The 14,159-nt window shown below is 41.8% G+C and carries 4 protein-coding genes; all 4 read left to right on the top strand.

Annotated elements, in window-relative coordinates:
- Positions 1 to 4 precede the first annotated feature (4 nt).
- The 4 genes from QSH61_RS00705 to QSH61_RS00720 are packed head-to-tail and all read left to right on the top strand — an operon-like array spanning position 5 to position 14,107.
- Complete coding sequence (locus QSH61_RS00705) at positions 5 to 3,298, top strand: type I polyketide synthase (RefSeq protein ID WP_206472328.1); 3,294 nt, start codon at positions 5 to 7, stop codon at positions 3,296 to 3,298.
- Positions 3,295 to 6,705 carry a non-ribosomal peptide synthetase gene (locus QSH61_RS00710; RefSeq protein WP_206472330.1) on the top strand — a complete coding sequence of 1,137 codons (3,411 nt, stop codon included), beginning with the start codon at positions 3,295 to 3,297 and terminating at the stop codon, positions 6,703 to 6,705. The genes QSH61_RS00705 and QSH61_RS00710 overlap by 4 nt, the downstream gene beginning before the upstream one ends.
- Positions 6,702 to 7,472, top strand: coding sequence for a phytanoyl-CoA dioxygenase family protein (locus tag QSH61_RS00715; protein ID WP_010604336.1), 771 nt, complete (start codon positions 6,702 to 6,704; stop codon positions 7,470 to 7,472). The genes QSH61_RS00710 and QSH61_RS00715 overlap by 4 nt, the downstream gene beginning before the upstream one ends.
- A gap of 11 nt (positions 7,473 to 7,483) precedes the next feature.
- Positions 7,484 to 14,107, top strand: coding sequence for a non-ribosomal peptide synthetase (locus tag QSH61_RS00720; RefSeq protein ID WP_206472332.1), 6,624 nt, complete (start codon positions 7,484 to 7,486; stop codon positions 14,105 to 14,107).
- Positions 14,108 to 14,159 lie beyond the last annotated feature (52 nt).

Raw genomic sequence — 14,159 nt, forward strand, 5'->3', positions numbered from 1 at the left:
GAAAATGAAATCAACAGAAGAATTAAAAGAATATTATCAGGATGACATTGCCGTTATTTCAATGGCTGGTCGCTTCCCCGGTGCAAACAGTGTCGAAGAGTTTTGGCATAACCTTGAAAATGGTGTCGAGTCAGTCAGGTTTTTTAGTCAAGAAGAGCTATTGAACTTAGGGGTTGATCCTGCACTTTTAGAAAACCCGAACTTTGTTGGTGCTGAGGGGGTACTTGAAGGCGTTGAGAATTTTGATGCTGAATTCTTTGGTTTCTCGCCTAGAGAAGCTGAATTGTTAGACCCACAGCATCGGATCTTCCTTGAGGTAATTTGGGAGCTGTTAGAAAGAGCGGGTTATGGTGCTGAAGAAGGCGACAACATCATTGGTGTTTATAGTGGAGCCGGTGCTAGTTCCTATCTGTCGAGAAACTTATTATCACACCAAGACTATGTAAGGGACGTTGGGACCTTTAAAGTCTCTCTCTCAACGGGACAAGACTTTGTCTCGACAAGAGCAAGCTACAAGCTTGGCTTATCTGGACCTAGTATCAATATTAATACTTTATGTTCGTCTTCAGCTGTTGCTGTTCACTATGCGAGGGAAGCGTTGCTTGCATATCAATGTGACATTGCGGTAGCTGGAGGAGTTACAATATCAAACTCAAGAGAAGATGCTTTATTTTACCAAGAGGGCGGCATAGGGTCCTTTGATGGTCACTGTAGAGCCTTCGATGCGAGGGCTGCCGGTACAGTTGCTGGGAATGGTATTGCGCTTGTTGCTTTGAAACGCATGGAAGATGCACTAGAAGATGGCGATCAGATCCTTGGTGTACTAAAGAGCAGTGCAATTAATAACGATGGCGGGGACAAAGCAAGTTATACCGCGCCAAGCCCAGAAGGGCAATCGAGGTGTATTACAGAAGCTCTTGAAAGCGCAGAGATAGATCCTGCGACGATTAGCTATATAGAAGCACATGGAACAGGTACTAACTTGGGGGATCCGATAGAAGTATCTGGTTTGACTAGAGCATTTCAACGCTATACGGATAAAAAGCAATTCTGTGGCATTGGTTCTGTGAAAACAAATATTGGGCACCTCGTATCAGCGGGGGGAGTTGCCAGTATGATAAAGACGTTGAAGGGGATGGAGCATCACAAGATACCTGCAAGTCTAAACTTTGAACAACCTAATCCAAAAATTGATTTTGCTAATAGCCCATTTTTCGTTGTTGATAAAACGATCCCGTGGGAACCAAGTGCAGGTGACAAGTTAAGAGCTGGTATTAGTTCATTTGGCATTGGTGGAACGAATGCACATTTAATCGTAGAAGAAGCGCCTGAGTTACCTAAGTCTGATTCAGCTAGTGGACTTCATCTAATCGTGTTGTCTGCAAAAACAGCATCCTCATTAGTAAAAACGAAAGAAAACCTGCTTGAGCACTTGAAGTGCTGCCCAGAGCTAAATATTGCTGACGTTGCTTACACGTTACAAGTCGGTAGGAGAAATTTTAAACACAAGTTTGTCACTGTTGTCAGTTCAATAGATGAATTAAAGAATAAGCTGACAGGAGACGACAAGCGATTCACGATCCATAGTGCCCAGAACAAAACAGAGCGAGATATTTGTTTTATGTTCCCCGGTCAAGGTAGTCAGTATGTCGGTATGGCGAAAGCTTTATATGAAAATGAAGCTGAGTTCAAAAAGCATTTAGATCAGTGCTTTGAATTAATACACACGCATTGCTCTTTGTCCTTAAAAGAACTTTTGTTTTGTGAGAATTCAACTGCTGCCAGTACACAACTTAAACAAACTCAGAATGCTCAATTAAGTTTATTTAGTGTTAGTTATGCACTAGCTAAACTGCTAATAAGTTGGGATGTAAAACCACAAAGCATGATTGGTCACAGTATCGGTGAGTATGTTGCAGCGTGTTTGTCCGGTGTATTTACTCTGGAAAATGCAATAAGACTCGTTGCAAAGCGTGGTGAGCTCATGGCGGGTATGCCACATGGCAAAATGTTGTCGATTCCAATCGCTGCAAGTGAAGTGTCTAACTGGGTAAGAGAGGGAGTTTGGCATTGCGTTCAAAATAGCGAACATTCACAGGTTTTGGGAGGGCAGCCTGAAGCAGTTGACGCTTTATTAGCTGAACTAAATGCAGCAGGAATTGAAGCTTCTCTGCTACATACATCTCATGCGTTTCACAGCGGGATGATGGCTGCTGCACTTCAGCCATTCATAGAGTTTGCAAGCACAATACCGATGAATAAACCAACTATCCCGTTTATCTCAAATGTATCGGGTGATTGGGCTGAGGAAGAAGTTTGCAGCCCAGAATATTGGGCTAAACACCTGCGTCAAACTGTGAAATTTAATGATGGCTTAGAGACATTATGGTCTGAGGATACTAGCCGTGTGTACGTTGAAGTTGGCCCAGGGACTACCTTACGATCATTTATAAAGACGTTGAGCAATAACCAAGCTCATGTTGCAAGTACATTACCTAAACCTGCAGAGCAAGAGTTGACACTGGAAAGTATCGCATTTACGCGTGCTGAAATATGGGCAGCGGGGATCACACTACCTTTTGAAGAGTATTATTCTACGCAAAAGCGCCACAGAGTTCGTCTTCCTACCTATGCATTTGAGCCAAAAAGATATTGGATTGAACCTGCAGCAACAGGTAAGCAGTTATTTAAACCTGATTTAATTTTAACGAAAGATTCTGATATGCCCAGCACCACAAAACCGCTTGTAGAGGGGGCATTACGTTGGGAGTTAAAAGCGGTTGAACAACATACGACGTTGTCAGACGCACAATTGGCAGCTATCAAGGCGATGCAACAAGGTGTTACAGAGCAGCTTGCGACTATTCTTGGTAGTAGTATGGATGTCAAAGGTGAAGGCTTAGAGTTAAAGTTTGCAAATATAGAGTCTCAAATTGATGGTAGTAGTGATGACCTTGCATTGGCTTCCAATCATAGCCGTCCAAGTTTTGCGCCTGATTATGTTGAACCAAGAACGGAGCTTGAATCACTACTAGCGCAGCAATGGCAAGAAGTTTTGGGGTATAGCCCAGTTGGAATAGAAGATAATTTCTTTGAAATGGGTGGGCATAGCTTAATGGCGGCTGCCTTAGTAACCAAAATGCGCAAGCAGTTTGAATTTGAGATACCACTTCAGGAATTATTGCAATTACCAACTATTTCTGCACTTTCCGAATTAATTGAAACTCGGATGTGGTTACTTGAGCAAGAAAATAGTGAGGCCGATACGACTGAACCTGTTGAGGTGCTTGAACTATGAATGTTGAGGCACTTTTACAAGAGCTTCGGGCTCATCACGTTAAATTAAATATCAAAGGTGACAAGCTGGTTTGTGAATTACCAAAAACGGGAATTCCTGATAGCCTGAAGACGACACTGATAAGTAATAAAGAAGCGTTGAAGTCGTTTTTAAATAAGCTTTATAAAGATAATAAGAAACGCCACACGATTCAAAAGGTCGATAAAGCTTGTGAAATACCACTGTCATTTTCACAGCAAAGCTTGTACTTAGCGCAAAAGTTTGCGTCAGGCAACGAGTATTACAACAGTCACTTCTTATTCGATATTAGTGGTGAGATTGATTTTTCCTGCTTTCAACTTGCTGTGCGCAAGTTGATAGAGCGGCATGAAATATTGCGGACTTGTTATGGCGAAAATTTAGGAATGCCGTTTCAGTTTGTGATGCCAATGGAAAGTATCGACATGACAAAAATCTGCGAGCTTGTTTCCGTGGTTCATAAAAACGATGAAGAAATAGAAGCGCAGATCAGAACAAGTATAAATATCTATTTTGATTTGGAACGTGATGCTCCTATCAGAGTTAAATTATTTAGAACGAAAGAAAGATATTTAGTGTTGTTTGTTATACACCACATCGCAACAGATGGATTTTCCGGTGGTGTTTGTAGTAAAGAGCTATGTCAATTGTATCTTCATGCGGTTGAGAAATCAGATGAGAGTTTGGCTCCATTAGATATTCAGTATGCAGATTATGCATTTTGGCAGCGTTCCCCTGAATGGATGGAAATGCAAAAAGAAGGGATTGAATATTGGCTTGAAAGGCTAGAGGGTGCGCCAAAAGTAAATCAACTTCCATATGATTTTCCACGCCCACGTCAGTTGGATTATAGCGGTAGGACACAGCAGTTTAAGCTTGATTCCCTGAGGCTGGCTAAACTGAAAAAACTTGCTGCACGAGAAGAGACAACCTTGTTCATGCTGTTACATGGCCTGCTTGGTGTGCTAATCGCTAAAGTGAGTGGTCAATACGACAACACTATAGGTGCACCCATTGCAAATAGGCTGAATCCTCAGCTGGAGTCATTAATAGGCTTTTTTGTTAATACCTTACCAACAAGAGTACAAATTGATGCTAAACAAAGCTTAATTGATATTCTTCGACAGAATAAAACGAATCTATTGAATGACTTTTCGCATCAAGAAGTGCCAATCGATGTGCTTATTTCTGAGAGGGCGGGAGAGCGCTTGGTAGGCGGTTCAAATCTATTTCAGGTGCTATTTGTGATGCAAAACACGCCTGAGATGATGCTTGAGTTCGCTGACACAAAAATGGAGCTGAAAAACTTTGATGCCCATACTGTGCGATTTGATATAGAGCTTCACATCACGGAGCTTAATGATGAGCTCAATATTAGTTGGATGTATGCAACAGCACTTTTTAAAGAAGAAACGATTAAGAGTTTGCATGACAGCTTCATACTGCTCATTGATACCTTCTTAAATAATCCCGAAATAAATTGTTCAGATTTCTCGATAGTTAATAAGAAGCAACAAATACAGCTAGAGAAATTACAGACGAAAGAAGCGGTTCCTCTTGCTGGTGCCTCTGTGCAAGAAGCATTTGAGAGCACGGCTAGAGATTACCCAGAGAGTATCGCGTTAGTTGATAAAGAAGAGACAATTAGCTATGGCAGTTTAAACGCGCAAGCGAATAAATTAGCCCATTACTTAATTGAGACTGAGAATGTTAAACCTGGTGATTTAGTGGCATTTTTAGTTCCGAGGGGCATAGATCAAATCATAACGTTGATGGCCATATTGAAAGCGGGTGCAGGCTATATTCCAATCGACGAAGCATTACCTTTAGAGCGTATTGATCAGATATTACAAAATTACCCAAATAGCTTGTTGATATATGGAGACTGCTCTCAGGCGTGCATCAGTGAGCACAATAATAAAAGGCAACTGTCATCGCTAATTTTGAGTAATTACCCAGTTACTAATCCGGTGCTCGAAGTGGGGCTACTAGAGTCGCCCTGCTATGTTTTACACACCTCAGGCTCTACAGGTAAACCAAAAGCGGTACAGATGTCACATAAAGCGCTGTTGAATTTGATTGTGACCATTGGGGTTGCTCAACCTCTTTTAACGAAACAGCCTACTTGGTTGCAATACGCATCAATCGGTTTTGATATGAGCTTTACTGATATTTTTATGGCACTTAGTAACCATGGTAAGTTGGTACTAACTCGTCGAGAGTGTATGAGTGACCTAGACTATCTTAGTAAAACGATTGTGGATCATGATGTCAGCGTTTTAAATTTGCCACACTCAATGCTGCACATTTTATTGAGTTATTGGGTAGAAAGTCACGTCAATCCAGCGCAACTGAATTGTGTGATATCTACGGCTGAGCAACTAAAAATAACTCCAGCGATCAGAAAGTTCTTTTCACGCAATAATCGAATACAACTTGTTAATCATTATGGTCCTACAGAGACACACGTTGTGACTGCATTAAATCTCTCAAAAGTACCAGAGACTTGGGCTGATATACCTAATATTGGGTCGCCAATAGCGAATGTGAGCTGCTTGGTACTTGACGAGTTTGGCTATCAAGTACCTGTAGGCGCTATGGGGGAGTTGTATATCACAGGTGCATGCTTGGCCGATCAGTATCTCGGAGAGCCTGAGCTGACGAAGGAAAAGTTTACTGAGCTACCTCATTATCCTCATTTGGGTGAGCGATTTTATCGTACGGGAGATTTGGTTCGTTGGACGTCAAATGGCAACTTAGAGTATTTAGGTAGAAGCGATCAACAGGTGAAACTGAGAGGCTTCCGAGTTGAACTAAGTGAAGTGGAGACTACCTTAGCATTGCATCCAGACGTAGATATGGCATCCGTAAAATGTGATGAATTCAACGGAGATAGCAAGCTAATTGCTTACTTTACTGTAAAGGGAAGAACACCTTCACAAACTGAGCTAAATGAATTTTTGCTTTCCAAGCTACCTTACTACATGTGTCCAAGCTTATTTATCGAAGTCACTTCATTTACATTTAATATCAACGGAAAAGTAGACAAAAATGCGTTGCCTAAGGCTGATTTCTCGGTACTAGAAAGTCACTATAGTGAACCTGAAACTCCGACAGAGTACCGCCTTCAAGGTGCGTGGCAATCATTGCTCAATGTTGAGAAAGTAGGCCGTAATGATAACTTCTTTAACTTAGGTGGGCACTCGTTACTTGCATCACAACTCTCTGCTGGGATCCAGCAAGAAACCGGCATAAAACTATCAGTAAAAACGATTATGGAAGCCCCTATTTTGAGGGAGCAAGCGCGCTTATTCGATGAGCTAAATTATTTGCAGAATGTTGAGAGCCTAAAGGCTGGACAAACAATCAAGGAGGAGGGGGTGCTATGAAAGAACTTAAACTATCACTAGAAAATTATCTACATGAAGGCGTGGTTAAGTTAGAGGGCGTGTTTTCTCAAAACGATATTGAGACCTTAGAAATGCACCTTCGAGATCATATTGGTGTTGAAAAACGGGGGGTTGTCTATGAGCAAGATGGAGTTACGGTACGCGGCATTCATGGTATTCACTTGTACCATGAGTTTTTCTCCACATTAGTAAAACAGGAAAAATTACTTGGTATCGTTCGGAAAACCCTAGGTGACAACTGCTATGTGCATCAATCCAAAGTAAATGTTAAGAAAAAAGGGGTTGGGGAATTCTGGCCATGGCATCAAGATTTTGTGTTTTGGCATAATAATGACCATATAGAGAAAGAAGAACTAGTCAATATCGCCATATTTCTCGATGATGTGGACTTTATTTCTGGTCCTTTGTGGTTTATTCCAAACTCGCATACGCAAGGGAACCTCTGCCAAAATATAACGCTTGAAGCTCAGCCTGATAAATCATGGTCGAATGATGTGGCTTCAGCGCTTACTTTCCAAGTGCCAATTGAAGAAGTTGACAAGCAAATTCAGATGAATGGTGTTGCTCCCGCAATAGGTAAAAAAGGCGATGTCATCGTTTTCCATCCACAAACTATTCATGGTAGCCCTAATAACTTAGGGCCAACGGATAGACGGTTGCTTATTCTGACCTACAACAAAGTGAGTAACGTAAGCAAGTCTCTTTCAAGCCGGCCCGAGTTTTTGTGCTCACCAGTCACTTATTAAGGAGTATGATAATGGTGAAGGAATTAATTAATGATGCTGCGTCGGCAGGGGTTTTTCTCTCATTAGATGAAGCAGGACAGTTGAAATATGAACTATCTGTAGATGAGTTTCCAGAACAGCTAAAGCAAAAAATTATTCAAAATAAAAACGAAATCATTGCCTTTTTTGAAGGATTATCAAGTTTAAATTCAAGTCCCGGTTACAGTACTCAAGATGCTATCGAGAAAGCATCTGAGGCATCGGTATCTTTCGCCCAACAGCGCTTTTGGTTGATTGATAATATTGAAGGCGGAAGCGCCCACTATAACATGCCAGGTGCTTTTCAGTTAGAGGGTGAAATAGATTTACACGCTATTGAACGGGCGTTTGTAGAAGTTATACAGCGACATGAAGTACTACGCACAACATACCATGAACTAGATGGTCAAGTTACTTTGCAGGTCCACGATATTGAAAGTTTCCCTATCAAGCAAACCTCTATCGAGCATTTAAGTGCGGAGCTGGTAAATAAAAAGCTCACTGAACTGCTCAGGTTAGAGGCATCTAGAAGTTTTGATTTAGAAAATGATCTTATGATCCGTTGTCATCTCATCAAGCTCTCCAATAACAAATATGTTGTTGGGGTGAACATGCATCATATTGCCTCTGATGGTTGGTCGTTAGGGATCTTAATAAACGAATTTGTAGAGTGCTATAGTGCAGTGCTCGAACATCGTGATGTAAGCTTACCTGAATTGCCTATCCAATATTCAGACTTTGCGGTGTGGCAGAAGGCACAGTTGCGCGGAACGTTACTAGATCAACTCGGTAGCTACTGGAAAACGCAGCTTGCAGACATACCTATGGCGCATAGCTTGCCACTTGATAAACCGAGACCACAAAGGCCGGATAACCAAGGTACGACATTTAGTATTCAACTTCCCGCATCACAAAGTAAGGCTTTGAAAACATTCTGTGTTGAGCAAAATGCATCACTTTTTGCCGGAGTTCATGCGCTTTTCGCTGCATTGATGTCTCGCTACAGTAATGAAAATGATGTTGTTATAGGAACCCCTGTCGCGGGAAGGGATAATGCTGAGCTTGCAAGACTAATTGGGTTGTTTGTCAATACTCTTGTTTTACGAACTATCAACCCTGCCAAATTAAGTTTAGTTAAGGCGCTAGAAGTAAGCCGGAACACCATATTTGAAGCCTTTGAGCACCAAGCTATTCCCTTTGAGAACTTAGTTGAAATTCTAAATATCGAAAGAAGCCCTGCATATCATCCTATATTTCAGGTTATGTTGGCGATGCAAAATAATGATCAGGAGGCACTCAAGCTGCCTAATTTGGCATTGAGTAACGTGGAACAGCCAATAACCACGACGAAGTTTGATTTAACAGTGCATGTGAGAGAAGTTGGTGAGCAGATAGAGTTCACATGGGAGTATGCAACAGCGTTATTCAATGATGATACGATTAAAGTGATGGCAGGGCATTTTAACCAGCTAATCACTCAAGCGGTAGCTAACCCCAACGCCTCACTAGATACAATGCCTTTGCTGACAGCATCTGAGTACGAGACAGTTGTAAATAAATGGAATGCGACTTCTGTTGCTTATCTTGAAGACCTGTGTATGCATGAATTGTTTATACAGCAAGCACTAAAAACTCCAGCTGCCATAGCACTCGTAGACTCTCAAGGGGAGATGACCTATTTTGATTTGCTAAGACATGCTTTGCTCGTTGCGAGCAAGCTATCTGGGCAGATTACTGTCGAGGAGCTGGTTGCTGTAAGAGCTGAAAAAGGTAGAGCGCAGGTCATTGCCACATTAGCTATTTTGATTGCAGGAGGGGCATATTTGCCTCTTGAAACCAGCTGGCCGGTTGAAAGGTGTCGCGATATTTTAGTGCAGGCACAGGTAAAAGTCTGTTTAGTTGATAGTCAACAGCAGTTATTATCATCAGAAGAGTATCAATATATCGACTTGAGCCGCATCGATAACACAGGTATTTCTACCAAAGAGGTTATTGCATACTTTGAAAATTATCGAGCTCCGCAACAGATAAATCAGTTGGCCTATGTCATTTTCACATCAGGTTCAACAGGTGTACCTAAAGGGGTAGCGATTGAACATCAAGCAGTAGTTAACACTTTACTTGATATCAACAGTAAATATGAGGTTACGCATAAGGATAAAGTTTTATGTGTATCTGCATTGAGCTTCGACCTGTCTGTATATGATATTTTTGGTATGTTAGCGGTCGGTGGAGTGCTAGTCTTTCCAGCTTCTGAATTGGCGAAAGACCCTCATCACTGGCTTGACATGCTGGAAAAGCATGAAATAACAGTTTGGAATACAGTACCCTTATCTATGGGACTAATCACTGAGTTACTCGAAGCTGATAACCGACAAGATATTGCGCCTTTACGTATCGTGTTGATGAGTGGAGATTGGATCCCAACCTCATTACCTAAGCGTATATGGCGTCGCTTTAGGAATGCAAAACTCTTTAGTCTTGGAGGAGCAACGGAGGGGTCGATTTGGTCGATTCATTACCCCATTACTGAGGATTTGAGCGATCGTCGAAGTGTGCCATACGGTAAGCCTTTAGGTAATCAAGCATTCTATATACTTAATTCGCAGCTCCAACACTGTCCTACCGGTGTGACGGGGGAGTTGTTTATCGGCGGAAAAGGTGTTGCTCGTGAATACTACAATGCGAGTGAAATTACCGAAAAGCATTTCTTATACCATCCTGAATTACAACAAAAAATCTATCGAACAGGTGATTTAGGACGTTATTTACCAGACGGTAACATTGAGTTTGTAGGTCGCTTAGATAATCAACTAAAGGTTAGGGGATTCCGAGTTGAGATAGGTGATATTGAAAGTCAGTTGCTTGCTCATCCAAAAGTTGAAGGTGCGCATGTCGTAGCTGTACCAGACAAGTCAAAAAACATTCAGTTAGTTGCATACGTTGTAATGACAGAAGAGTGGAAGCCATCACGTATTCGCGAGTATCTGTTCGGTACCTTACCTGATTATATGGTGCCAAGTGCAATTATGTTGTTGCCAAGCTTCCCGTTGACCGCAAATGGGAAGCTTGACCGCAAAGCTTTACCTGAACCTGACTTTAGCCAAGCACTCGCTGAGTATGAAGCTCCCAAAAATAAAATTGAAGCCCTATTGTGTGAGCTTTTTGCAGAATGTTTGGGATTGGAAAAAGTAGGAAGGAAAGATAACTTCTTTTCTCTTGGTGGGCATTCTGTTTTAGGTATGGAGCTGATCTCAAAAGCTAAGCGTAAAGGCATCATTATAGAAGCTCGCCACTTGTTTTCCGTAAATACGTTAGCAGAGTTAGCGGATGTAGTGAGCGTAAATGAAGGTGAAAAGCGGCTGTATCAAGCGCCTAAGAACAAGGAGTTGCAAGATGGAGAAAGTCTTAAACCCGAACATTTGACACTTGTAAACCTTTCTAACAGTGAGCTCGAAAGTATTGCGAAGCTAGTTCCTAAAGGAATTGATAATATTCAGGACATCTATCCACTGAGCCCTGTTCAAGAAGGGTTTCTATTCCACTATATGCTTGGCGCTGACGTGGATCCTTATATTCTAAATTCTGTCATCGAATTACCACAAACAACTTCTTTATCAACGTTGCAGCAGGCCTTTGAGGTCATTCTATTAAGGCATGATGTACTAAGAACGCAAGTTCAGTGGCAAGGCGTTGCTGAACCTGTGCAAGTTGTATGTAAAGAAGTTGAATTCGTTGTGGATGAATGGGAGTTCAGTTGCGATGACGATGATACCGACGTTTTAGAAGTGATAGCACCGTCGTTACGCTCAAAGATGACAATTAGCCAAGCACCTTTAGTAAATATAACCTTGGCAAGAAATTCAACGACTACAAAGTCTTATTTAGTTATTCAGTGCCATCACCTTATCGTAGATCACGCTGGTTTAGAGATGATTGGTCAAGAGCTTGCTGCAATTTTAAATGGGCAAGAATTAAAAGCGCCTGCGCATCAGTTTAGAGAGCAAATAGCGTTTATTAAGGAACACTGTGACTTAGAAGCGGCAAAGGCATTTTATAAAGATTACTTAAATGATGTAACGCAAGGTTGTTATCCATTTAACTTGTCGAGTGTCCATGGTGATGGTAGCGATGTTGTTCAGTTGAATCATGATTTATCTGAAAAATTGAGTGCAGAAATCAGAGCATTATCTCGAGCATATCGTGTATCTCCCGCTATTCTATTCCACATGGCTTTATCTCTAACAATCTCTATTGCAAGTGCTAGTAGTCGAGTGATATTCGGGACGGTGATGTCGGGTAGGCTTGATGGTGTAAGTGGGGTTGATAAAGTGATGGGGACGATGATAAATACTGTCCCAGTACACTTAGAACTTAAGAACCTGAGTGCCGAAATGCTGTTGCGAAAAACGGAAGCATGCTTAAATGAACTCGTTTTATTTGAGCATGTACCTTTGGCTATAGCGCAGCAACAGAGTGGGTTAACTTCGGATACTCCTTTGTTTAGTTCGCTATTTAATTATAGACGGTCAAAATCTGAGAGTGCGGTGCAAAGTACTTTAGGTCTGCGTAGCTTATCCCTGAAGGAAACAACGAACTACCCTTTGGTTGTCTCAGTTGATGATTTCAATGATAAGAAGTCGTTCACCGTTGAAGTTAAAGCGATGGGAGAGTACGCCTCAAGAGTGCAAAATATTTTTGCATCTGCGATGGCAAGTATTTGCTCGGCGCTAGTATCTGGTCATGCTGGAGAAGTTACGAAGCTAGCTTGCTTACCTAGTAGTGAGCTTCCCAAAATAACATCTAAAACGGGGTGGCCTAAGAGCTGTAAAGAAATACCCTTAGCGCACAACCTGTTTGAAGCGACTGCCGTTCAGACGCCTGATGTGGATGCAGTGGTTACAACGCAAAATACACTGTCTTTCGCTGAGCTTAATAAATCGGCGAATCAGTTAGCAAATTACTTACGCCAAACTCATGGTGTTAAAGAAAACAAATTTGTCGGTATTGTCGTCAATCGTTCACAGAGCTATGTCGTTGCAGTTCTAGCTGTCTTGAAATGTGGTGCAGCCTTTGTACCCATTGATCCAAGTTACCCAACAGAGCGAGTGAGCTACATATGTGACCAAGCTAATGTGACAGTTGTTCTAGGTGATCATGACGAGCTGTCAAAAAAGGTCAGCGCACCTTTTGCTAACTTGGATTTATGCATCGAGGAGGCTACAAGCTATACCTCAGAACCACAACCAACGACTATTGATGCCAAAAGTGCAGCTTATGTGATTTTCACTTCGGGCTCTACTGGTCGGCCTAAGGGAGTCGTTGTAAGTCACCAAAATTTGGTAAACCATAGTACTGCACTAAAGGCAGACATTCTGGAAGCAACCGGAGCGAGTCGCTGGGGCTGGACACTATCAGGTGCATTTGATGGGGCGATGAAGGGTATATCTGCTTTATTAAACGGTATTTCACTTTGTATGGTGTCCGAACAAGCTAGGTATAACCCTAGCATATTGTGTTCAGAGCTACAGTTACTAAAGGCTGATATTGTAGATAGTACTCCTGTGATGATAAATGAAATCTTCAGGCTAGCTGAAATACCTCAAGTAAATTGGCTTATCGGAGGGGATGCAATTGATCCTGTGATGTGGAATAAAGTAGCCAAGTATCAGCAATCTATAGCAAGAAAAGCCTTTAATATGTATGGTCCAACTGAATGTAGCATCAACACTTGTTGGGGAGAAATAACAACAAACTCAAGCCCTCATATTGGCTCACCCATACTCAATGTAAATCTATCGATATTAGACAATGAAATGAGAGCTGTACCTGCAGGGGTTGTAGGCGAGCTTTACATTAGCGGATTTGGGGTGGCTAAAGGTTATATTAACTCGGTAGATGACGAAGCATTTCTAAGCCAAAGTGTATGTGCTGAAGCAGGCCTGGAATGGCCAGTATATCGCAGTGGCGACCTTGTGAAAGCGAGCGTTGATGGGGTATTGCAGTTTGTCGGAAGGAAAGACTCACAGGTTAAAATAAGAGGCTACCGAATCGATTTAAATGAAGTGGAAGCTGCCATTTTAGCGTGTAACATCGAATTAGCTGCGGTTACGACACACGAAGATACGCTCGGAGGGACTCAGTTACTTGCTTTTTATGAATCATCCGATATATCCGAGCAAGAGCTAAAAGAGCGCTTACGCGAGATGATCCCTTCTTATATGCTTCCAAGCGTTATTCAAAAACTTGAGCAAATGCCAATCAATAGCAATGGAAAGATAGATCGGAAAGCCTTGCCCAAGGTGGGAGAAGTCAATTCAACAGTAGTTTATGTTGCCCCCGACACAGAAATTGAAAGCAGTCTTTGTAAGCAGTGGGAAACTCTTTTGGGAGTAGAAAAAATTAGTGTTGAAGCGAGCTTCTTCGACTCTGGTGGCCACTCAATCTTAGCAACAAGATTTGCTAGTTTCGTTGAGCAAGAGTTTAAAGTGCAGTTACCGCTCTCTATGCTTTTTGAAAGTGCCACGGTGCGGACAATTGCTTCCTATATTGAGTCTATTCAATTGAGTAGAGGGGAAGTTTCTCTCAAAGAAGACGAAGAAGAGTTCTTTTTATAAGAACGTGTATTGAATCGTACAACAAGAACAATAAAAACCCTCCAAATCTGCT

Origin of the sequence: Pseudoalteromonas sp. JC3, assembly GCF_030291895.1 — a bacterium.
Taxonomy (GTDB): Bacteria; Pseudomonadota; Gammaproteobacteria; order Enterobacterales; family Alteromonadaceae; genus Pseudoalteromonas.